Genomic DNA, 23,943 nt, shown 5'->3' with positions numbered 1-23,943 from the left:
GCTGATTAGTAGAAGTAAGAACTCGAAACAATCCTTTTTGTTCATTAAATAAGAAAAAAGGTATAACACTAACTAAACTAGTTGAATACATATATAAGTTAATAATAAGATTATCAATTTGTATATACTAATACCATCGTGAATTATGAAAAAAAATGAAATTAGAAATACGGTTTTTATAATAATATTTCTATTAGGAGGGGTTTATGCACATAGCCAAGTGCTTTGGTATGGAGATCCTAATAAGAGTGTGAATAGCAGCTTCAGAAGATTTGATTCTGGTAATGCTGGAGATTACTGTAATAATCAATCTAATAATTCATCTACAGCTACTACTACGAATGATTCGGAATATGGAAAAGTTTGGAGAGTTCGTAAACCGAAAGGTCAGAAAAGAGGAGAGTTTGCCAGAACGACAGGTACGGTTAATAATCATGTACCTAAGGATGGGGATGTACTATATTATGGATGGAGATGGAAAATAAATTCAACTCCTAATATTACTAGCGGAATCGCTGTGTGGCAGTGGAAAACTGATGCTGGTAATCAAAATAATACTCAAAATTACCCTCTTAATATGGGGTATGGCAATGGGAACTTAAGTCTTAGTGCTTGGGGCCCTTGTTATCCGTCGTGGAATTCTTGCAGTGGATCTATTAGCAGACGTAAAACTACTTTATGGAATAAATCTATTCCAGAAAATACTTGGGTGAGTTTTGTCATAAAAATAAAACTGTCTAGAAATAAAGATGTAGGATATATAGAATTCTGGTATAACGGAGAGAAGCAGACTTTAACCAATTCAGGATTTCAGGATTATAAAGTAACGTTGTCCTCGGATGGTAAGAGAGCATATCATAAAACATTTGATGGTACTGTTGTATATCCGAAATGGGGATCATATAACTCTAATGCGTGCAACTTTGATGTTAGCACTTATTATGACGAAATGAGAGTCGCAACAACCTTAGCAGCTGCGACTCCTTCGGGGACTTCTTCTGATTCTAATAAACCACCAACAGTAGCCTTAACGAATCCATCTCAGAATAATCAAGAGTTTACTTTAGGAGAAACAATTGTCTTAAGAGCAAACGCTTCGGATCCTGATGGCGATGTAGGTCGAGTTAATTTTAAAGTAAACGGTAGCTATTATGATCAAGATCAAACAGCTCCTTATACGGTTACTTGGACACCAACAGTAGCAGGAACATATACAATAGGCGCAAGAGCTTTTGAAGAAGGACAAGAAGGGCTTTCTACAGAAGTTTCAAGAACGGTAATTGTTAAGTCACCAACTAGTAATCAAGCTCCAAATGTTTCATTTGCTTCACCATCTGGTAACATTACTTTAGAAGAGGGATATGATCTTACCGTAGTTGCAAATGCTTCTGATTCAGATGGTAGCGTTTCTAATGTAAAATTATATATTAATAACAGTTTAGTTCGTCAAGAGAATGTAGCACCATATGAGTGGGGTCATAATAGTTCCCCTAATCCACAAGAAGTAAATGGAAGATCTACAGGAACGTATACGGTTAAAGCTGTAGCTACTGATAATGATGGTAAACAAAGTGAAGCCACTTTTACTTTAACTGTAGAAGGAGACGATGATAATGGAAGTGATGGAGATGGCAATAATAGCTGTTCATTTGGTACTCCGATCAATAGCGGTCTTAATGCTATGGATAAGGTAACCTATTCTAATGTACATGTGTTAGGGGATAACGGGCCTAAATTAGGGAACTTCAGAAAATTTACGATTAATTGGGTGCCAGATAGTAATGGTTTATATCAGTTTGCTATTAATACAAATAATGGATCTCCGGATTGGTACGTAGATTTTAAAGCTACAATGACTTTTCAGTTGAAGAATTCTAATCCAGAAGTTACTTTGAACAATACTGGATTTGAAGGTCTCGATGGTTCTTATTGGATAGCTAGAGACGGTGCTAATTTTGCACTGGTTTCCAAATCTGAAGGATATACGATATATTTCAGTAATTCGGTATCTGCTCCAAATTGTAATAGGTCTAATCCAGCAATTGATGTTTCGCAGATTAAAGCTTTTCCTAACCCTTTGTCGGATTCTTTTTTAACCATTTCAGGAATGTCCTCAGAATTAAAAACTCTTCAGATAATTAGTGTTGAAGGGAAAGTAGTAAAAGAGTTTATGACTGAAAAAGAAATAGAAACTGTAAATGTTTCAGAATTACCATCTGGTTCCTATTTCTTATCTATTAAATCGATAGGATTTAAAGAATCTTTATTGTTTGTAAAAAAATAAGATTGGTAATAGCTAACTAGGATATTTTTTGAGATCAAAATATCCTAGTTTTATTAGTCATAACTATATAAAAATCATTTTGTATTATCTTTTTAAAGATCATATTTAGAATTAAAACTTGATATTTTTCGACACGAGTATAGTAGGAAAGAATAATCTATAATAAAAACCTTAATAATATCTATAAAGTATCTATAAAAATTTAATGTAAATAAATGTTTATCAGTTGTTTAAATCAATTTTCATTCATGTTTAAAACTTGAATTTTTCTTCAAAATTCAATACTATTGTATGATAATATTTAATAAGAAAATCCAGACGCTCTTGTTAAATTTTTTATATCATAGTTAAGAAGCATTGAACAAATATTATTGGGAATTTTAATTTATAATTTTAAAAATTTATTTATGATAATAATCATTCCAAAAACAACTGTTCTAAATATCAAGTGATAACTAGCATTTGACTCTTAAAATATTTCTTCCCTTAGATCTTTAATATTTTAATTCGGTTACTAATATGTATATCCAGTATAGTGATTTATTTCATTAAATGGATTTGACCTTATTAATAAAATTAATGATAAAAATTGCGATTTCGAATACATTAAATAGGTGCTTAGAAATGATCTAAGATACCATAATAAGCTTAGTGTTTATAGATCAATTATTGTCTCTATAGGTGCTCAATAACATAACACAAACTCACAACTAAAACCTAATAAATTATGAATACAACTAAAAGTTACCTCCATAAATGGCGATACCTATTAAAACACAACAGTTTCATTACATTAATTTTATTGATGTTCCTTATATTTTGTGTAAGTAAAATTTTTGCTACTTCTAACGATACACCCACAAAAATTACCTCATCTTTTGATTGTGCTCCACCTACTATTAGTTTGGTAACTATTAGACCTGTTCAATCTGGATTATGGACACAGGCATCAACTTGGCCCAATGGTAATCTACCAACAGCAAATGATGATATAGTTGTTCCTCCTGGAATAACTTTAACTATGGTAGGAACTTGTAGAGCCAAAAACATCACTGTACAAGGAAAACTTGGTGCAGTAAACTATCAATCTCCAGGTGCTTGGATAGATTTAGAAGCACAAAGTATTATGGTTGCTAACGGAGGGTATATGGAAGTAGGAACTGAAAATCAGCCTTACTATGCAGATAAAGGCCCTGGAGGCATTAGATGTCAAATAACACTTACTGGTAACAAGATTGCTAATGCGGCAGCATCATATAAAGCAATTATGGTAATGGGCGGAGGCCGCTTAGAATTGCATGGAAAGAAAAGAATAAGTTGGACCAATCTAACAAGTACGGCAAATGTAGGAGCGACGCAAATTACCTTAAAAGATCAGGTAGATTGGGAAGTAGGGGATAAGATTGCACTTACAGCCACAGGATTGGCTAATGGTCAATCCAAAGCTTGGAACAATGTGGATGAAGCCATAATAACTGCTATTAGCGATAATAAAAGAACTCTTACACTATCAGCACCTCTTAAATTTAAACATATTGGAGGATCTAAAACATATACTAGAGACAGAGATGGAAAAACTTGGGATGTAAATATTCAAGGAGAAGTTGGTTTGTTATCACACTATATTAAAATTCAAGGTAAAATGGATGGAAATAATGAGCAAACTGGCTTTGGAGGTCATATTATGCTCATGAAAGGTTCTACTTCTCATTCAGAAAATATAGAGTTATACAAAATGGGACAAAAAGGTGTGTTAGGTCGATACCCTTATCACTGGCACTTAAATGAAGATCAATCAAATGGTAGTTATCTAAGAAATAGCAGTGTGCATAAATCCTTTAATAGAGCTGTTACTATACATGGTACAGATTACGTCACTGTCGATGGTGTATTTGCTTACGACCAAATTGGTCACGGTATTTTTTTAGAAGATGGAGGAGAACGATTTAATACCATTAAAAATAATGTAGTATTTATTACCAGAAGGCCAAAACCAGGTGAAGAATTGACTCCTTCTGATAATGAAGCTAATGAAGCACAAAATAGAACACCAGCATCTTATTGGATTACTAACCCTAATAACTATTTCGAAAATAATGTGGCCGCGGGTACAGAAGGAACAGGATTTTGGTTCGCTTTTCCAGAAAAACCTATGTTTGATTCTGGTAATTTAGCTTATTTCCAGGGGATGAACCCAACAACGGAACCCTTAGGGCGATTCGATGGTTTTGTAGCACATACTTGTATGACTGGCTGGGATGTTTTTGATCAGTTAAACCCTGATCATTCAATAAAAAAGAATTTTGGATGGAAAGTTAATTCTAGGCAACTGATTAAAGATGGTTTGTTTTATGGAAATGATCAAGCTTTATATAGCGGATTAGGTGTAGGAGGAATAAATGAAAACACAGTTTTTTATAATTGTGCTTTTAGTGATAATAAAACGGTTTCTATGCTTGCAGGTGATCTTACGATAGAGAATAGCCTTTTTAATGTTGATACAGATTTAGGTGTTTTTGATGGTGTACGAGAATTCTTTAGATTTTATGATGGTCCTGGTAGACATTTTGATTGCCATTTTGAAGGATGGAACCGATCTAATGCCGAAATGATTAAGCAAATCACAGGTGGTGGAGCAACTGAGAATTTTAATCCTACATTTAGAGGAACTACCAAAGGATTTTCTGAACCTTTCCCATTTAGATTTTTTCAACTGCCAAATACTACTGATACTCGTACAAGAAAGGTTGGACAATTTTTCAAAGATTATGATGGAACGATGTTAGGAAAACCTGGTACGTTGATTCGAGATATTCCATTTCTTAGAGATGGACATGAATACAGACATTCTTCTTGGAGAAATGCGGCTCGATCTGATTATTATTTTGCAGGATTATGGATGGCAAGAATCAATGCAAGTGGAGTTCGTATGTCGGTAATTCGATCTAAGCCCGGTACTGAAGATGTTTGTTTTTACGAATCTGGATCATCGTCATCTGGAACCTATAAATTTCCAATGATTGTTAATGAAGATTTTATGTATACATACTATTTTGATAAAGCCCCAGCAAATAAAAGTATATTACTTATCTGGAATCGGGGAGATGCTGGAGATTTAGGATTGGCTTGCCTGAAGGGTTTGGGAAAACTAGGCAATTTTAGAGTAAACGGTGCTCCGCTACTAAATTCTAGAGCAGCAGTAGAGAATGCTACAAATAATGGATATTTTATAGCTGGAAACGGAGATGTGTATATCAAATTTAGAGCTGTCGGAGGAGATGATAGAGTAAATGTTACCCTAAATTGGGATAATAATGGAGGTTTCCAACCCACTAATCTTCCTTGTACAACAAATGACCTTGATGGAGTTACTGCTCTAGATAGTGATGGGGATGGAAGACCTGATATTGTAGAAACAGATGTTTGTGGTGACCCAAATAATGCATCCGATTTAAACTTGGGATTTAGTAATACAAATGAAAGCTTTCAGCGATTTAATACGGCTGCTGAAAATACAAGTAGTGATCAGTCTTGGTTAATTAGAGCAGATAACTCAAATGATCCATATGTTGTAAGAAGTGGATTTAAGTTTAATGGCAATCAGGTTTCCCAATTAAGAATTAGAACTAAGTCTGAGGCAACTGGGTCATATCAACTATTTTGGACTACAATTAATGAGAATAATTTTTCAGCTGCTCGATCAGTAACAGTGACCCCACAAGCCACAAATGTCTTTGAAGAACTTGTGTTTGATATGAGTAATCTCAACAGCTGGATGGGGCAAACCATTACCAAACTTCGATTAGATTTTCCTGGAAATCCTTCTGGATCTAGTCATTATTGGGTTGATTATATTCATGGACCAAATGCATCGGATGACCCTTGTGATAATTCACCAGAAATTGTATTTACAAATCCTACAAATAACGAGTTAGAAGAAGGTGATGATTTAGGTGTAGTAGTCTCTGTTACCAATGGAAGTGTTTCAAATATTAGACTTTATCTAAATGATGTTTTGGTACGACAAGAAGGAGGAGCTCCTTATGAATGGGGGACAGCAAATACCAACCAAAATGATAATACTTTATTAAATCTTGCGGCAGGAACTTATGAGTTAAAGGCTATAGCAACCACTACCAGTGGTGAAACTGTCACCAAAATCAAAACGATCATAGTAAATGATGTAAATGGAACTGCAATTCCAATACCAGGAGGTTTTGAAGCTGAAGCATTTACTAATATATCAGGCAGTGTTCGTGAAGAGAATACACCTAGTGGAGGACAAAACCTTGGTTTTATATTAAATAACAATTATACTGAGTATCAGATTGATGTTGAGGATTCGGGAAGTTATGATTTTACGGTATTTACTTCAAGTAATACTAATGGCGGTACCATTGAGATTTATGCGAATAACTCTTTAAAAGAATCTATACAGATCCCAGGAAATGGTAATTGGCATTCATATCAATCACATACTAGTTCTATTTCACTTTCCGGTGGAAACCAAACATTACGATTGGTATACACTGGTGGAGCTGGGTATTTGTTTAATTTTGATAAAGTTGAAGTTACAAAACCTTCGCTTGTGGAAACAACTACAAGCCTTTCTCCAATTCACGATGCTTACTTAGATAATAGTACAAGATTTAATAATACTATGGTGAGATTAGAAGGTGGAAGACGTACCGGATATTTAATGTTTGATCTAGCTGGAATTAATGGAGAGATTACTGATGCGATATTAGAATTTGAAGTATTTGGTGATGCAGGAAATGGAGAAGTACTAGTCCAAGAGGCAGCACATAACGGTTGGACAGAGACCAATCTCTCTCTTCAAAATAAACCTGCCACAAAAGCACAGATTATAGGTTCTAGAACAGGTGCATATGCAATAGGTTCTACCATACAAATTCGGGTAGATCTTTCTAAAGTTTTGACTAATGAGAAGCTCAGTCTTATTTTAGAAATGAATGGAGGCAATGATTTTGCTTTTGGATCCAAGGAAAATGGAACTACAGGAGCTCCAAAATTGGTAATTACTTATTTAGAGAATAAAAATCCTGACAACGTTGATGATAACGACCCTATTCTTTATCCAAATCCAGTAAAGAATATCTTACGTGTTTCTGGTGCGGATTTTTCCAAAGTCATTAAGGTATACGATTTGTTAGGTGCAGAAAAGATTAGTCAATCTTTGGATGAATCAGAAAATGAGATTGATTTTAGCCAGCTGTCCAAAGGAGTCTATATGGTGCGAATTATAGATATAGAGAATCGTCGATCAGATTTAATGATATATAAAATTGTAAAAACAAATTAAAGAGAATGATAAACAATCTCAAGGTATTTTTCCTTGAGGTTGTTTATATATTGTATAAGCTTTTATAAATCAAATAACCTAGGAAGCCATAAACTTAACTCAGGAATATAGGTGATTAAAACCAATACAAGTATCATAATTAAAAACAAAGGCATCAAAGGGCGAATTACTTTCTGAATACTTAATTCTGCTACACTACATCCTACAAAAAGTACAGAACCCACAGGAGGCGTGCATAGTCCGATACAAAGGTTTAGAATCATAACAACACCAAAGTGGATAGGATTCATTCCTAAATCTGTTACAATAGGTAAAAAAATTGGAGTGAAAATTAATACTGCTGGAGTCATATCCATAAAGACTCCCACAAATAATAAAATTAGATTGATAAGTATTAAAATAATAATTGGATTATCACTAATTGAAAGTAATGCATTACTAATTTCTTGAGGAATGTTTTCATAAGACATTACCCAAGACATTGCAATAGAGGTTGCAATTAGTAATAACACGATTGATGAGGTTTTTATAGTTTCTAATAATATTGGAGCAATGCTTTTAAGTGAAATTTCTTTATACACAAGAGCTAATATAAAAGTGTAAATAACTGCTATTGCAGAAGCCTCAGTAGCTGTGAAAATTCCGGCAACGATTCCTCCAATAACAACTACAAGTAAAAGAAGACTTGGTAATGCATCTAAAAATCGTTTAAGAAAAACCTTAAGACTAACTAGTTTTTCTGTAGGATATTTTTTGATTACCGAATAAATACCAGCGACTAACATTAAAGCAAATCCAATCAATAAACCTGGGACATACCCAGCTACAAATAGAGCAGCAATAGAAACACCACCACTAGCTAGAGAATATATAATTAAAACATTACTTGGTGGGATTAATAAACCTGTCGTAGAACTAGTTATATTTACAGCAGCACTAAAAGATTTATCATACCCTTCTTTTTCCATCATTGGATTCATAAACCCACCAATAGCAGAAGCAGCTGCAACGGCGGAACCGGATATTGCACCAAAAAGCATACAAGCAAATATATTTACAAAAGCCAATCCTCCTGGTAAAGGTCCTACAATAGCTTTTGCGAAATTTATGAGTCGTACTGCAATACCGCCTCGATTCATAATTTGACCTGCTAGTATGAAAAAAGGAATTGCAGAAAGGGTAAAACTGTCCAAAGATGTTGCCATCCTTTGCGCTAACGTAGTAACTGATGGCATAAATGGCATGGCTACAATAAGGGTAAATAGTCCGGATAGACCAATGGCATACGCTACGGGAACTCGAATTGAGAGTAATACAAGAAAACTTAATGTTAGGATCAAAACTTCAGTATAATTCATAATACAAGATCTTTTTTACGTAATAGTATGACTAAAGAATAATAACAGATCAATAAGCCACTTATAGGAATTACCAAATAAATAAATCCTAAAGGAATTTCTAGTGTAGCTGATTTTTGCTGAAACACAAATGTTAACCAACAAAGTCTTACTCCTCCGATAACCATAACAAGAAATCCAAAAATTAAAACAGATCCTTGCACAATACTTTCATATAATTTTTGTCTTTTAGCTACAATATGAGAAGGTATCAGATCTATGGCAAGATGTAAGCGTTTTCCTGTGGCGTATGCCGCTCCCAATAGGCCTAGCCATATTAAGGAGAAGCTCGAAATCTCGTCAGTAATAGTACTGGGGGATTTTAATAAAAACCTTGAAAACACCTGCCATATAACACTAAATAACATCAATGAGAATATTAGAATTAGCGCTTTTTCTAAAAATGTATCTATTGTTTTTCTCATTGCTTTGTGTTTTTGATATTCTTAATTAAGGATAGCATATCAGGATTATCTTGAAACATTTTTTGAATACTTTCTGTCTCCTGTTCGAACAAAGTTTTGTCAGGAGTTATAATTTCGACTCCAGATGTGGTAATAATATCCAAGGATTCCTTTTCTGATGCAGCCCATAACTTACGTTGTTCTATTGTAGATTCTCTCGCAGCTTCTTTTAACCAGATTTGTTCCTGCTCCGATAATCGTTCCCAAGTATCTAAACCAATTAATAAAACATCAGGAACGGCAGTATGTTGATCAAGACTAAAGTATTTACATATTTCATAATGTTTAGAGGTATAAAAACTGGGCAGGTTGTTTTCTGCGCCGTCGACAACACCTTGTTGTAGAGCTGTGTATAATTCTCCCCATGAAATGGGAGTGGGAGATCCTCCTAAAGAATTGACCATTGCAACAGCCATATTACTTTTTTGAACTCTTATTTTCAAACCCTTAAGATCTTCTGGAGTCGTTATAGGCTTCTCTTTTGTATAGAAACTACGACTTCCTGCATCATAAAAAGTTAACCCTCTTAGTCGATATTTATCTCCTTTAGTAAGCATTTCATCTCCAATAGCTCCATCAAAAACCTGAAAAGCGTGTTGTCTATCTCTAAATAGATATGGAATACTAAAAACCTTGTATTCTGTGATAAAGTTTTCTAAGACAGCTGCAGAAACTTTGGTAATGTCTAGACTTCCAATTTGTAGTAATTCAAGACATTCACGTTCTGCACCCAATTGACCACTTGGGTATAATTTAACTTGTAAAGTTCCGTTTGATTTTTTTTTAAGTTTTTCACCTAAAATAATCATTGCTTTATGCACAGGATGTTTGGTGTCTAATGTGTGCGCTAGTCTTAGTATTTTGACTTCTTTTTTCGTAGAACAAGATCCTATTATTAATAGTCCTATAAAAAGTGGAAATAGTATCTTGATTCTCATGATATTAGTTGTTTTTAATTTCTTTAATGCTCACCAATACTTCTTTTATATCCGAAGAAAGTTTTAAGAAATCGTTGTTCTTAATATTGTTTTTACTAAAAAGTAGAGATCCCATTCCAACACAACTTACTCCAGAATCAAACCATAATCTTAAATTTTCCAGAGAAGGTTGTACACCTCCGGTAGGCATTATTTTAGTTTTAGGTAAAACAGTTTTAATAGCTTTGATGAAATCTACACCTAAAACATTACCAGGGAAGGCTTTAATTAATTTTGCTCCTAGTTGTTGAGCACTATAAACTTCTGTAACGGTAGCACATCCTGGGACCCATAACACTTCTTTTTTATTGCAATAATTAGCGATTTCAGGGATTAATGCCGGAGAAACTATAAAATCTGCTTGAGCGTTAAGAAATTGTTCAACCTCAGTTTTAGTAAAAATGGTTCCTATACCTAAAATTAGATCATTGTACTTTAATGCATATTTTCGTAATTCAGTAAAAACGGAGAGTGCTTTTTCATTTCTATTTGTGAATTCAAAAACTCTGACACCTGCTTCATATGAAGCATCTAATACTTTTTTAGTAACTTCAATATCTTGATGATTAAAAACAGGAATTAATCCGGTTTTTTCCATTATTGTGATGATGTGTTCTGCAGAGTTTTTCATTTATCTTAATAGTCTTCCAATGTTATCCCCTTGTACTAGTTGTTCTATTTCTTCTACAGAAACTAAATTTGCATCTCCAAGAATTCCATGTTTCAATACTGCAGAAGCCACGGCAAATTCAAGAGCATCATCCTCTTCTTTGTGCATCAATCCATAAATTAATCCTGCCATAAAAGCATCACCACCGCCAATGCGATCTACAATGTTTTCCATAGTATAAGTTTTAGAGACATTGTATTTATTATTTCTCCAAAGTATTGCCGATAACTTATTTTGAGATGCAGAAATGATTTCTCGTTGGGTATTAGATAGTGTATGCACAGTAGTGTATTTCTGCTGTACTTTTTTACATCCTTCTTCAAAGTTGTTTGCTGAAATGTCTAGGCAATTTTCAAAATCAGTAAGCCCACCTACGATAACATTAGTTTTGCTAATAAGCTCAGGCATTATTTCTAAAGGTGATTTCCCATATTGCCATAGGTTTCTTCTATAATTAATATCTCCACTTACTGTTATTCCTAATTTTTGCGCCGAAGTCAAAGCATCGAGACATAGTTGAGCTGCGGATTCAGAGATCGCCGGTGTAATTCCTGTCCAATGAAACCAATCTACATCCTTTAAAATTTCATCCCAGTTAAAAATAGTAGGGTTTAATTTTGAAAAGGAAGAATCAAAACGGTCATATATGATTTTAGAAGATCGTTGCATAACACCATTTTCTAAAAAATAAAGTCCCATTCTTCCATCATTGAATTTTATGTTATTGGTGTCAACTCCTGACTTTTTTAAGTAGTTGCAAGCAGTTTTTCCTATGGAATGATTTGGAAATGAAGTGATATGAGTAGCGCTGACATTCCATTGTGCAAGAGAGATTGAAACATTAGCTTCTGTTCCGCCAAAATGTACCTTATATGTATTCGATTGCTCGAATCGCTCATGCGTAGCAGTAGTAAGACGCATTAGAACCTCACCTAAAGTGACAACTCTTTTTTTCATTTTATTAATATTGGATTTGATAATTTTTCACTCATTTCCGAAACTATTTTATCAAAACCTTCATAGGTATTGAATTGGGCATTGGATTGTTCCCATCCCGCAAGGAAGTAAAAAATGGTAGGTTTTTTATCTGAGGCATTCATTACAGTGTAGTAGGTTGTAGTTATATCTGTATTTTCCTTAGGAGCTTGTCCTTCGTTGATAAAATCTTTTTCAGGGACTATGATCGCCATACCAAGAAAGTCATTATTCTCTGATTGTGCTCCGAAAGTCTCTAGAATGAAATGCTTTTTTGAGGATTTAGAGTATTTATCGTTAGGTTTTAAATTTACAATACCGGTAACCAAATCCATTTGATTGGTTGCACCTCTAAAAAACACTTGACTCTGGTACCCCCATTGTCCTTTCCAAATGGTAATTCTATGGACAACATCTATATTTTGATCTCCAATTTTTGAATTCCTGTAAATCATGTCAAAAACTGATCTTATAGGCCCTTCCATAACAGTTTTAAATTCTGCTTGGTCCTTACCAGTAAGCCTGATCAGTGAGTCATTATATTTTATAGCCAATGCTCCAGCTCCAAGAGAGTTTCCAACTTTTAGGACATCCATCCCCCAGTCATCTAATTCATGATAATTTCCTTCTCCTAAACCTACGCGATCTAATACAAGTTCGGAGGTGTTTTTTCCAAAAATATCAATACCATTTCGTGGATCAAAATAGAATCTAAAGCCTACTTTATCATTCTCCCAAGCTGGTCCTTCCATTTGATAAAAAATACTATCATTGGTTCGTGGGTCACCTGTTCGCTTTTGCTCTAAAACTTCTTTTACAGTATTTTTATTAGTTCCAATTCCGAACCTAATATTTGTTCTTGGAGTAAACGAAGGAATACTTTCTGTAGCTATTGTTGTTAATTCTAGTTTTTGAGTTTGATTTGCTTTAAAGTCAAGGGTTAAGCTTAATTCATCCCACTCCTCCTTTTTTTCTAGGTTATCTAATTGAAAAGGAATGATTCTTCCAGACGAATCTTTAATTATAGGAACTCTATTATCGGAGATACTGTCTAACTTGTTTATTATTATGTCTTTGGGAATAATAATACTCTCATCCATTCTATCTATAGAAGAAGTATTTGTAAAGCTGATATATTTTTTACCTTGATCAGATACGGATTCCTTTTTGCAACTTATTACTGTAAGCGTTAAGGAAATAATGATGCATAGATGTTTCATTACTTTTCGTTTGTAGGTTTACCAATAGTTGCTAGAATACCACCATCTACATAGAGAATATGCCCATTTACAAAATCACTTGCCTTAGAAGCTAAAAATATAGCTGTACCTGCCAAGTCGCTAGGGTCGCCCCATTTAGCAGCTGGAGTACGATTAATGATAAAATCATTAAACGGATGTCCGTCTATACGGATTGGTGCTGTTTGTTCCGTAGCAAAATATCCTGGACCAATTCCATTCACTTGTATATTGTATTTTGCCCATTCTGTAGCCATATTCTGAGTAAGCATTTTTAATCCTCCCTTCGCAGCAGCGTATGCACCAACAGTATTACGTCCTAATTCGCTCATCATAGAGCAGATATTAATTATTTTCCCTGATTTTCTTTCGATCATTCCCTGAACTACGTGCTTAGAAACTATAAATGGGCTAACAAGGTCTACGTCAATTACTTCTTTAAAATCAGAAACTTCCATTTTTTCTAGAGGGGTACGTTTTATAATACCTGCATTATTAATTAGAATATGGATAGGACCTACTTCTTCTTCAATTTGTTTAATAGCATTTTTTACTTCTTCTTCATTAGTTACATCGAATTTATAACCTCGAGCATCTATTCCTAATTCTTTATATGAATCTACTGCATTGTTGATTTTTTCTTGAGAGGAATTTCCATTTACGATAATTTTAGCTCCTGCAAGTCCTAATCCTTTGGCCATAGCCATACCTAAACCATGTGTTGATCCTGTAATTAGAGCATTTTTATCTTTTACATCAAATAGTGATAGTGACATAATGTGACTTATTTAAGATCTGTAATTTTACATGTATCCATATCCCCATAATCCAAATTCTCTCCGGCCATTCCCCAAATGAATGTGTAGTTAGAGGTTCCTGAACCAGAATGTATAGACCAAGGAGGTGAAATTACAGCTTGCTCATTCTGCATCCAGATATGTCTGGTTTCGTGTGTTTGCCCCATAAAATGACAGACAGATTGATCATTTGGTACTTCAAAATAGAAATATACTTCCATTCTTCTATCATGAGAATGTGCTGGCATTGTATTCCATACACTACCTTTTTTTAATTCTGTCATTCCCATTTGTAATTGACAAGTTTCTACGACACCACCAACAATAAGCTGTATCACCGTTCTATGATTAGAAGTTTCTAAAGAGCCTAATTCTATTTTATTGGCCTTTTCTTTAGTTACTTTTACCGTAGGATAACTATGATGTGCTGGTGCAGAATTGATATAGAATTTAGCAGGATTTGATGAACTCTGACTTTTAAATACTACTTCTTTATTTCCTTTTCCCACATATAAAGCTTCTTTGTATTCTAGTTCATAAGAAGTTCCATCTACTATAACTTCCCCTTTTCCTCCAACATTAATAATTCCCAGCTCTCTTCTTTCTAAAAAATAGTCCGCTTTTATGGGATCGATAGGTTCTAGTTTTAAAGTATCCTTTGGCACCACCGATCCAGCGATATACCTGTCGTAATGCGAATATGTAAGATTTATTTGTCCTAACTGCATTAGGTTTTCTATCAAAAATTCATCTCTTAATTCTGTAGTATCCATTGCTTTTACAGCTTTAGGGTGAGATGCATATCTGGATTCGTAAGCAGTAGCCATAATTTTATGTTTTAGTTGTTATAGTATTGATTTTCTAATTCCCATTTCCAGGCCTCTTAATTCTGCTAAACCTCTTAATCTTCCGATTCCTGAATACCCTGGATTTGTTTTTTTATGTTGGTCATCTAACATTTTATGACCGTGATCTGGTCGCATTGGAATATTAAGATCGGATCGACCAACTTTCTTCCTTTTCTTTTGTTCATTTATTAGAGATCTCATTACTTCATACATATCCACATCACCTTCTAGATGATTAGCTTCATAAAAGTTTCCTTTTTCATCTCTTTTAGTACTTCTTAAATGAATAAAATGTATTCGACTTCCTAAACGTTCTATCATATTTGGTAAATCATTATCAGGACGAAGCCCAAAGGATCCGGTACAAAATGTTAACCCATTATTGGTAGAGTCTACAGCGTTATATAAATCCATAATATCTTTTTCTGTGCTTACTACTCGTGGTAGACCAAGGATTGGAAATGGAGGATCGTCTGGGTGGATGCACATAAGTACTCCGGATTGTTCTGCTGTAGGTATAATATCTTTTAAAAATGAAAAGAGATGTTCTTTTAATTCTTTAGCTCCAATATCTTTATAAGTATTTAAAATGGCATTAAAGTCTTTTAACGAATATCCTTCTTCTGCACCTGGTAAACCGGCGATTATGTTATTTACTAAGAGTTTCTTTTGCTCTTCAGACATTTGTTTTTCTAATATCTTAGCATTTTTAATTTGTGTATCAGTGTACTCTTTTAGTGCATTTGGTCTATTAAGTAATAATAGATCAAAAACTGCGAATTCAGTTGCGTCAAAACGTAATGCAGTTGATCCATCCGAAACTTTGTATTCTAGATTTGTTCTGGTCCAATCGAGAACAGGCATGAAGTTATAGCAGATGATATTGATTTCGCAAGTACCTAGGTTTTGTATTGTAGTTTTGTAATTTTCTATGTATTTAATATAGTTTCCAGATCTGGTTTTTATGTTTTCGTGAATTGGAACGCTTTCTACAACAGACCATTTTAATCCGGATGCTTCAATGATTTCCTTTCTTTTTAGTATTTCTTCTATGGTCCAAACTTCTCCATTTGGGATATGATGTAAAGCGGATACAATACCAGTTGCTCCAGCTTGTTTTATGTCGGATAATGATACTGGATCACTAGGTCCATACCATCGCCATGTTTTTTCTAATTTCATATATTATATATTAAACACCGCTAAAAGCGCTAAAACCTCCATCAATGGGAACGACAATACCAGTTACAAACTTGGAGCCTTCTCCGCATAACCATTCTGTAGTTCCGATAAGATCCTCGGGGTTCCCATATCTGCCCATTGGAGTTTGTTCTATGATAGTTTTGCCTCTTTGGGTTGGATTTCCTTCAGAATCTGTTAATAACGATCTATTTTGATCCGTTAAGAAAAAACCAGGTGCTAGAGCATTTACTCTAATACCCACTTTCGCAAAATGTACAGCAAGCCATTGTGTAAAATTTGATATCGCTGCTTTTGCTCCACTATACGCTGGAATTTTGGTTAATGGAGTAAATGCATTCATGGATGATATATTGAGAATGCAACAATTTTCTTTACCCACCATTTCTTTTGCAAAAACTTGGGTTGGTAATAAAGTCCCTATAAAATTGAGATTAAAAACGAATTGAATTCCTTCTGTATCTAAATCAAAAAAACTTTTAAAATCATTTTGATTATTTTCCAAATCTTTTAATCTAAGGTGCGTGTTCGAAGTTGTCCCTTTTGGGTGATTTCCACCAGCTCCGTTAATTAAAATATCGCAGCTACCTAATTTTGAATTAATCTCGGATTGTGCTTTTAATAAAGATTCTTTACTAAGTACATCTGCAGCAATACCAATCGCTGAACCACCTTGTTTTTTAATCTCTTGTGCAACTTTTTCTGCTGCATCTTTTCTTAAATCCAAAATAGCAAGTTGTGCTCCTTTTTTAGCCAATGCTAATGCTATTGTTTTCCCTAAAACTCCACCGCCACCAGTGAGTACTACTACCTTATTATCCATATTTACAATAGAAAGAATTCATCTATTTCAAATTTGAAACTTTTATTACAATTAAGATTTAAATTTTAGAGAAGGATCATACGGAAATAAGTATAAAAAAGTACAATGAATTGATTTTCAGTGTATTAATTTTTTACTGGTTTAAATGTAAATTTTCTTAAAAAATTGAATATGCTGTTTGTTTTCAAAGGATTATGTTGAGTTTTTGATAAATTTTGAAGACAATTTTTGAATTATTCGAACAATTAGCGCCCTTAATCCGAACTATTAGGATAGTAGGTTTTAATAGTTTTGAAACAACCTATTTTTCATAATAGATTATAATCGATAAACTTATTCTTAGAATAGAGAGGTACATTTTAAGTTTTAACTTATAAATGTATGAGTACTGTTGATAACATATAATAATGATAAAATAAGTTTTTCTAGGACTATAAAAAGAAATATAGAATGCGAATAAATGACAAAAACAATTCAAGTACTGTTTTCTTATTTTTATTGCTATTACAGGTCATCGGAGCTTCTTCTCAGGAAGAATATTCTTTGTCGGAGTTAGTTGCTAATAAAGGTCCTTATATTCCTAATTATAGTTATGCTGGGTATCAATTTGGAGAGAAGGAGATAAAAATTTCAGATGATATTACTACTGTACTGAACGCAACTGATTTTGGGGTTGTTGCAAATGATGAAAAAGATGATTCCAAAGCGTTATTGAGAGTTTTTGAGAAAGCTCATCAGATAAAAGAACCAGTATTGATTCAATTACCTGCAGGAAGGATAATTTTAAGTGAAGTATTATATTTCGAAAGGAGCAACATTGTACTTAATGGTCAGGGAGTAGAAAATAATGGAACTGAAATTTTCTGCCCAAGACCAATGATGTACTTAAAAGATCCTAATGATTTAAAAGAACTTAGAGAATATCTGGTTAAACTAGATAAAATTCAAAAAGAAGAAGAAAAGAACATTTTCCTTCCTTTCTCTCAATATTCTTGGTCAGGAGGTATGTTTTGGACTAGAATTCCTGGTGCTAGGGTAAAATCCTATCTTAAAAAATACGATAAAGAGCCTAAAGTTTTGGGAACTATTGACAATGCAAAACGTGGTTCAGTCTCATTTAAAGTTCATAATGATTTAGGGTTAAATAAAGGGGACGTTGTAGAGATACAATGGTTTAATAAAAAGGGCAAAGAGGCAAATATATTAAGAGAATTATATGGAGATACTGAAAATTTAAAAATTGGATCTCATCATTGGAACTATACCAATCTGCCATTAATTCGTCAACAGGCACAAATTGAAGAAATAGTTCGAAATCAGGTCACAATTAAATCTCCATTATTAACAGACATTATTCCTGAATATGAGGTGAGAATAATAAAATGGGATCATTTAAAAGAAGTAGGGATTCAGAATTTCAAAATTACATTTCCTTTTTCTAATCGTATAGCTCATCATGTAGAACAAGGATATAATGGAATTTACTTGACTAGAGTTTTTAATAGTTGGGTTCAAAATGTGGTTATAGAAAATTCTGACAGTGGTATATTAACAGAAGCCATTGCTAATGTCACTATTAAAGATATTAAGACTACCGGGAAAAAGAAGGGTCATTATACAGTACAAATGGGTGGAGTTCATAATGTTTTAGTTAAGAATTTATCTGTTCATAATGATGTAATGCATCCTTTAAGCTTTAATACTTTTTCTACTAAAAGCGTTTATCATAACTGCGAAGTTTTTAAAAATCCAATTTTGGATCAACACTCAGGCGTAAATCATCAAAATTTATTTGATTTAATAACTGTTCATTTAAATACATTAGGAAATGACTCATATCCTCTTTTTACTGGTGGTGGAGCAGGTTATTGGAAACCTTCACATGCATCATATAGTACTTTTTGGAATATTAAAGTAAATTTTTTGAATACCCTAGAACATGAAGAACTCATACGTTTAGATGGAATGAACGATGGGCCTAATGCTAGGTTAGTAGGTATCTCGGGAAATCAAAAGATAGTAATTAACTATAATCCAGATGCCTATGTAGGTTTTGTAAATGAAGACATAAAATTAATTCCTTCGTTATATAAGTATCAACTTAAGAGAAGATTAAAGAATTAAAAAATTAGAAAGCAAAAATGAATTAGTCTTAAACGTTAAATTATTAACATTTATTTAATATTTTGAAGTTTAAAACGTTATTAGGAGGAAATTTTAAGGGAATTGATGAAGCATATATACGCATTACTATTATTTTTTATTTCAACTTTATCTATTGCTCAAGATAATTTTTATAATAAATTTTTACATCTTTTTACCTCAGATGGATTATCACAAAGTACAGTAATTGCTATTCATCAGGATCGATTAGGTCGAATGTGGATAGGAACCAGAGATGGATTGAATAAATATGATGGTGATAATTTTACGGTTTATAGAAACATACTTAATGACTCCACTTCAATTAGTAATAATGACATTTTATCTATACAAGAGGATCAAGAAGGTTTTATCTGGATCGGAACATACAATGGATTAAATAGATACGATCCAAAACTTAATATATTTAAATCATATTTCCATTCTAGTAAAAAAGGAAGTATCTCAGACAATACAATCTGGTCTATTCATATGTTGGATAATGGAGAACTTTGGTTTGGTTCTTCTAACGGTCTTATGGTATATAATAGGGAATCAGATTCATTTATTACAATCAAAAATAACCCAGTGAATGCTTCAAGTCTTTCGAATAATTATATTTTAAGTATATACGAAGACAATAAAAAAGATATCTGGATAGGGACAGCAAATGGTTTAAATAAGTTAAAAAAAAGGAATGATAAAGATTTTGTTTTTAAGAGATTTTATAGTCATCAAAAATCAAATAGCTTAAGTGACTCTTATATTCAAGCTATTGTACAAGATGATAAAGATAGATTGTGGATTGGAACTAAATATGGAGGTCTTAACTACTACGATTTAACTTCTAGTTCCTTTGGTCGTGTAAGGAAGACTAATAAAAACCAAACAATTAATAAAGATGTTAGAAGTTTATCTATAGATAATCGGGGAGTACTTTGGATAGCAACTTATGATGGACTTTGTATTAAAAACAATGATGACTCTATTATTTCTATTAGGCATCAACAGAACAATTTAAAAAGTCTTAGCAGAAACTCGATTAAAACAATTTTTATAGATAGAAAAGGTTCTGCTTGGCTAGGAACTTATTATGGAGGAATTAACATATGGGATGAATCCAATTCTAATTTTATATCGCTTAGAAAAAACTCTACTGATGATATTGAATACGGCGTAGTAAGCAGTATTGTGCAAGATGATAAGTATAATTTATATTTCGGAACCGAAGGAAAAGGGATTAGTATATTAGATTTGAAGAAAAATCAATCTCTTGATATACAGAAGATTTCAGAAAATAAACTCCCTAGTCTTAGTATTAAATCATTATTTATTGATGACAAAAAACTTTGGATTGGAACTTATAATGCTGGTGTAGCTTTATATGATATAGAGGCTAAGAAATTTGTTTCTAATTTGTTGAGCAAGGATTTAAGAGTGCTTCTTAAAGATGTCGGTGTGTATACGATTAAAAAATCTGGAGATTTTATGTATTTAGGGACTTTTGGAAAAGGCCTTATTCAATATAATTTAACAAACAAAAATTTTAGATTTATAGACCATAATGACATAAATAAAAAATCACTTTCTAATGATAGAATTAGAGTTTTACTTGTTGATAAAGATTCTAATTTATGGATTGGTACACAAAATGGCCTTAATTATATAGAAAGAAGTAAGTTAAATAATAAAGAAATAATTACGGTTAAACGTTTCTTTTTTAATGAAGAACAATTATCCGGAGATGATATTTTAAGCATATACGAGGATAAAAGAGGAACTCTCTACGTTGGGACCAAAGCAAATGGTGTATATAAGTTTGATGATAATACATTTAATAAATTAGAACTTAATGTAGTAGGGACAAAGATTAGTACAGTTTTTAGTATTGTAGAGTATAATGATAACGTTATTTGGATGAGTTCCAATAAAGGTATTGTAGCATATAATCCTGATAAAAAAACTTCGATTCTTTATAACCAAACTGATGGTTTAATCAGTAACGAATTTAATAATAATGCATGTTTAAGAGCTAAAAATGGAGGTCTCTATTTTGGAGGACCATCTGGAGTCTCATTTTTAAATCCTAATCAGATAAAGAAAAATACTTTTGTACCCAAAGTGGTTTTGACAGATTTTAATATTCAAGGAAAAAAGATTGACACTTATGGAGATAAAAAAGTACTAAAAAAGAGTGTTTCCTATACGGATAAACTTACATTATTGCATGATCAAGCTTCTTTTGGGATTAGTTTTGCAATGCCTAATTTTATTAATTCTTCTAATAATCAATACGCGTATCGATTAGTTGGATTAGATAATCAATGGCAGTATACCAAAAATACCGAAGTAAATTACACAATACAAAAACCAGGTAATTACACTTTTGAGGTAAAAGGGGCGAATAATGATAATATTTGGAATGATGAGCCTACAAAACTAAAAATATCATTAAAACCAGCTCCTTGGAAGAGTCCCCTTGCTTTTGCAGGATATGTCATAGCAATAATTTTAGCATTGTTTGGATTAAACCAAATTAACAAAGCAAAAACAAAACTAAAACATGAATTAGACTTAGAACATCTAGAAAATATTAGAAAAGAAGAAATGAATCGTTCTAAGTTAGAGTTTTTTACAAATATTTCTCACGAATTCAGAACGCCATTAGCACTGATTATAGCACCCTTACAACAATTGATAGAGAATTATCAAGGTAGTAACAAGATGTATAAACGTTTATTAGTTATCGAACGTAATGCGGATCAATTATTGAAATTGATTAATCAATTATTAGATTTTAGAAAGTTTGAAAATAAGCATTCTAAATTACAGGTTGCAGAAGGGAATTTGGTAAAGTACCTAAAGGAAATTTACTTGTCATTTAATGAATTTGCTAAAGCAGGTTCGTATACCTATACATTTGAAACTTCTTCGGATATGATAGAAGTATACTTTGATCGATATAAATTGGAGAGGGTATTTTATAACTTAATTTCTAATGCATTTAAGTATACTCCAGAAGGAGGAGAGATTCATGTAAGAATTTTCGAGAATAACAATAATGCGATTGTTGAAATAGAGGATACAGGTAAAGGAGTTGATAAAGAGTTTGTGGACAAAGTATTTGATCGTTTTTATGAAGTAGCTGCAGATAAAGATTATCAGAAACAATTTAATCAAGCCAGTGGGATTGGATTGTCGATAGCAAAAAAAGCTGTCGAATTACATCAAGGTATTATAGAAGTTATGGATACCAAATTAAAAAAAGGAACTGTTTTTAGAGTAAGTCTTAAAAAAGGGAAAGCTCATTTAAACGAAACAGATATTATAAAGAATTTTAAGATTAGTGATGATATTACTCAATATAAAAATCAAATTTCTACAGCTAAGAAAAATAAAGAACTAGATATGGAAATGGTTTTTAAAGAAGACCAAAAGCCATTGATTCTTATTGCAGAGGACAATGATGAATTGAGAGATTTCATAGGAGATATGCTTAAAGACTATTATCAGATAATCAAAGCTGAGAATGGGCAGGTAGCATTTAAAAAGGCAATACAAAAAGTTCCAGATTTAATAATTAGTGATGTGATTATGCCTAAAATGGAAGGGACTGAACTGTGCTCTAAAATAAAGAATGATATTAGAACGAGTCATATTCCTTTTATTTTATTGACTTCTAGAACCTCATTAATTTATAAGTTTGATGGTTTGGAGTCTGGAGCAGATGCTTATATAAATAAGCCTTTTAATGTAAAAGAATTTTTGTTAACCATACGAAACCTTCTGTCATCTTTAGAAAAACAAAAAGAGAAATTTTCATCTAATGAGTTTAGGTCATCGGACATTACGGTAACTTCTATAGATGAAGAGTTATTGAAAAAAGCGGTGAAAATTGTTGAAGAAAATATAAGCAATACTTCTTTTGATATTCCATACTTTAGCTCGGAGTTAGGTGTAAGCAGAACCATGTTATTTTCTAAAATTAAAGGCTGGACCAATTTAACACCGAATGAATTTATTCATTCTATCCGAATGAAAAGAGCTTCTCAATTATTAGAGTTAGGTCAAATAAATATCTCAGAAGTTTGCTATAAAGTAGGTTTTAGAAACCCTAAATATTTCACAAAATGTTTTAAAAAGCATTTTGATCAGACTCCCTCAGAATACGCATCAAAATTCTTTTCTTAAAAACAGATCGTTTTAACAATGATAGGGTCTGTTAAGTGCTTATTTCCAATGTTTAGTACAGAAATATACCCTTTTTAGGACTTTTAGATATATCGTTTTAAGTAGGTTTGAGTATGAATAGGAAACAAAGCAGATATATCTTTTTACAACTCTTCTTTTCGTTGTGTATCATATTTTTTTGTCTTCTAATTATATATCTGTATTAAACAGAAGCGTACACTAACATAAATCAATCACTCATGAATGAAAAATTTACATATTTAAAAGTATTGAAAAGATGTATTCAAGTTTTGTTATTAATGATGGGGTCTGCGTTATCCGCACAAATTGAGATTACAGGAACAGTTACATCAGAAGATGGAGTTCCTATTCTAGGTGCTAACGTTAGCGTAAAAAATAAACCTATTGGTACTACTACTGATTTTGATGGTTTATATACTATAAAGGTGCCAGATGAAAAAGCTGTTTTAGTATTTTCTTATATCGGATTTGCTGATCAAGAAATATTAGTTGGTAGTCAAAAAAGTATCAATGTTATTTTATCTGCATCAATAGAATCTTTGGAGCAAATCGTTGTTGTCGGTTATGGGTCACAACGTAAGAGTGATGTAACG

At 32.7% G+C, this 23,943-nt stretch carries 15 protein-coding genes; 5 read left to right on the top strand and 10 right to left on the bottom strand.

Going from position 1 to position 23,943, the window contains the following annotated elements; all coding sequences use genetic code 11:
* The first annotated feature begins 145 nt into the window (after positions 1–145).
* Complete coding sequence (locus tag J8L88_RS23260; RefSeq protein ID WP_211062044.1) at positions 146–2,284, top strand: Ig-like domain-containing protein; 2,139 nt, start codon at positions 146–148, stop codon at positions 2,282–2,284.
* A 727-nt stretch (positions 2,285–3,011) separates the two neighbouring features.
* Positions 3,012–7,607 carry a carbohydrate-binding protein gene (locus J8L88_RS23255; protein WP_211062042.1) on the top strand — a complete coding sequence of 1,532 codons (4,596 nt, stop codon included), beginning with the start codon at positions 3,012–3,014 and terminating at the stop codon, positions 7,605–7,607.
* A 62-nt stretch (positions 7,608–7,669) separates the two neighbouring features.
* On the opposite strand, the gene J8L88_RS23250 is transcribed toward J8L88_RS23255, so the two are convergent.
* From J8L88_RS23250 to J8L88_RS23205, 10 genes are read right to left on the bottom strand one after another with little or no spacing between them, the layout of a single operon-like run.
* Positions 7,670–8,965, bottom strand: coding sequence for a TRAP transporter large permease (locus tag J8L88_RS23250; RefSeq protein WP_211062041.1), 1,296 nt, complete (start codon positions 8,963–8,965; stop codon positions 7,670–7,672).
* Positions 8,962–9,429: a TRAP transporter small permease gene (locus tag J8L88_RS23245; protein WP_027393353.1), complete on the bottom strand. Its 468-nt coding sequence runs from the start codon at positions 9,427–9,429 to the stop codon at positions 8,962–8,964. The genes J8L88_RS23250 and J8L88_RS23245 overlap by 4 nt, the downstream gene beginning before the upstream one ends.
* Positions 9,426–10,406 (bottom strand): TRAP transporter substrate-binding protein, encoded by a 981-nt coding sequence (locus J8L88_RS23240; RefSeq protein ID WP_027393354.1) that lies wholly within the window; start codon positions 10,404–10,406, stop codon positions 9,426–9,428. The genes J8L88_RS23245 and J8L88_RS23240 overlap by 4 nt, the downstream gene beginning before the upstream one ends.
* 4 nt (positions 10,407–10,410) lie before the next feature.
* Positions 10,411–11,076: a ketohydroxyglutarate aldolase gene (locus J8L88_RS23235; protein ID WP_027393355.1), complete on the bottom strand. Its 666-nt coding sequence runs from the start codon at positions 11,074–11,076 to the stop codon at positions 10,411–10,413.
* The gene (locus J8L88_RS23230; RefSeq protein ID WP_211062040.1) at positions 11,077–12,072 is read right to left on the bottom strand and encodes a sugar kinase; all 996 of its coding nucleotides are present in this window, start codon (positions 12,070–12,072) and stop codon (positions 11,077–11,079) included. It abuts the gene before it with no gap.
* Positions 12,069–13,310, bottom strand: coding sequence for a DUF4861 domain-containing protein (locus tag J8L88_RS23225; RefSeq protein WP_211062039.1), 1,242 nt, complete (start codon positions 13,308–13,310; stop codon positions 12,069–12,071). The genes J8L88_RS23230 and J8L88_RS23225 overlap by 4 nt, the downstream gene beginning before the upstream one ends.
* Complete coding sequence (locus J8L88_RS23220) at positions 13,310–14,104, bottom strand: gluconate 5-dehydrogenase (protein WP_027393358.1); 795 nt, start codon at positions 14,102–14,104, stop codon at positions 13,310–13,312. The genes J8L88_RS23225 and J8L88_RS23220 overlap by 1 nt, the downstream gene beginning before the upstream one ends.
* 8 nt (positions 14,105–14,112) lie before the next feature.
* Positions 14,113–14,952, bottom strand: a complete 840-nt coding sequence (gene kduI, locus J8L88_RS23215) for a 5-dehydro-4-deoxy-D-glucuronate isomerase (protein ID WP_027393359.1) — start codon at positions 14,950–14,952, stop codon at positions 14,113–14,115.
* Positions 14,953–14,970: 18 nt separating this feature from the next.
* Positions 14,971–16,155 carry a mannonate dehydratase gene (uxuA, locus tag J8L88_RS23210; RefSeq protein WP_211062038.1) on the bottom strand — a complete coding sequence of 395 codons (1,185 nt, stop codon included), beginning with the start codon at positions 16,153–16,155 and terminating at the stop codon, positions 14,971–14,973.
* A 10-nt stretch (positions 16,156–16,165) separates the two neighbouring features.
* The gene (locus J8L88_RS23205; RefSeq protein ID WP_118388856.1) at positions 16,166–16,996 is read right to left on the bottom strand and encodes an SDR family oxidoreductase; all 831 of its coding nucleotides are present in this window, start codon (positions 16,994–16,996) and stop codon (positions 16,166–16,168) included.
* A gap of 450 nt (positions 16,997–17,446) precedes the next feature.
* Between J8L88_RS23205 and J8L88_RS23200 the strand changes: the two genes are divergently transcribed.
* The 3 genes from J8L88_RS23200 to J8L88_RS23190 all read left to right on the top strand — a co-directional run.
* The gene (locus tag J8L88_RS23200) at positions 17,447–19,120 is read left to right on the top strand and encodes a right-handed parallel beta-helix repeat-containing protein (RefSeq protein WP_211062037.1); all 1,674 of its coding nucleotides are present in this window, start codon (positions 17,447–17,449) and stop codon (positions 19,118–19,120) included.
* A gap of 105 nt (positions 19,121–19,225) precedes the next feature.
* Entirely contained in the window at positions 19,226–23,329 is a 4,104-nt protein-coding gene (locus J8L88_RS23195; RefSeq protein ID WP_211062036.1) for a two-component regulator propeller domain-containing protein, read from the top strand.
* Positions 23,330–23,568: 239 nt separating this feature from the next.
* A partial coding sequence (locus tag J8L88_RS23190) for a carboxypeptidase-like regulatory domain-containing protein (RefSeq protein WP_247666541.1) occupies positions 23,569–23,943 on the top strand: 375 nt, incomplete at its 3' end.

The sequence above is a fragment of the Aquimarina sp. MMG015 genome (genome assembly GCF_018100855.1).
Taxonomy (GTDB): Bacteria; Bacteroidota; Bacteroidia; order Flavobacteriales; family Flavobacteriaceae; genus Aquimarina; species Aquimarina latercula.
The sequence above is the reverse complement of the archived record's forward strand: the minus strand, read 5'-3'. Positions and strand labels throughout refer to the sequence as shown.

Coding starts and splice junctions, on each gene's coding strand:
- J8L88_RS23260 (WP_211062044.1), top strand. CDS start 146: ATGAAAAAAAATGAAATTAGAAATACGGTTTTTATAATAATATTTCTA.
- J8L88_RS23220 (WP_027393358.1), bottom strand. CDS start 14,104: ATGTCACTATCACTATTTGATGTAAAAGATAAAAATGCTCTAATTACA.
- uxuA (WP_211062038.1), bottom strand. CDS start 16,155: ATGAAATTAGAAAAAACATGGCGATGGTATGGACCTAGTGATCCAGTA.
- J8L88_RS23250 (WP_211062041.1), bottom strand. CDS start 8,965: ATGAATTATACTGAAGTTTTGATCCTAACATTAAGTTTTCTTGTATTA.
- J8L88_RS23225 (WP_211062039.1), bottom strand. CDS start 13,310: ATGAAACATCTATGCATCATTATTTCCTTAACGCTTACAGTAATAAGT.
- J8L88_RS23245 (WP_027393353.1), bottom strand. CDS start 9,429: ATGAGAAAAACAATAGATACATTTTTAGAAAAAGCGCTAATTCTAATA.
- J8L88_RS23200 (WP_211062037.1), top strand. CDS start 17,447: ATGCGAATAAATGACAAAAACAATTCAAGTACTGTTTTCTTATTTTTA.
- J8L88_RS23240 (WP_027393354.1), bottom strand. CDS start 10,406: ATGAGAATCAAGATACTATTTCCACTTTTTATAGGACTATTAATAATA.
- J8L88_RS23230 (WP_211062040.1), bottom strand. CDS start 12,072: ATGAAAAAAAGAGTTGTCACTTTAGGTGAGGTTCTAATGCGTCTTACT.
- J8L88_RS23205 (WP_118388856.1), bottom strand. CDS start 16,996: ATGGATAATAAGGTAGTAGTACTCACTGGTGGCGGTGGAGTTTTAGGG.
- kduI (WP_027393359.1), bottom strand. CDS start 14,952: ATGGCTACTGCTTACGAATCCAGATATGCATCTCACCCTAAAGCTGTA.
- J8L88_RS23195 (WP_211062036.1), top strand. CDS start 19,226: ATGAAGCATATATACGCATTACTATTATTTTTTATTTCAACTTTATCT.
- J8L88_RS23235 (WP_027393355.1), bottom strand. CDS start 11,076: ATGAAAAACTCTGCAGAACACATCATCACAATAATGGAAAAAACCGGA.
- J8L88_RS23255 (WP_211062042.1), top strand. CDS start 3,012: ATGAATACAACTAAAAGTTACCTCCATAAATGGCGATACCTATTAAAA.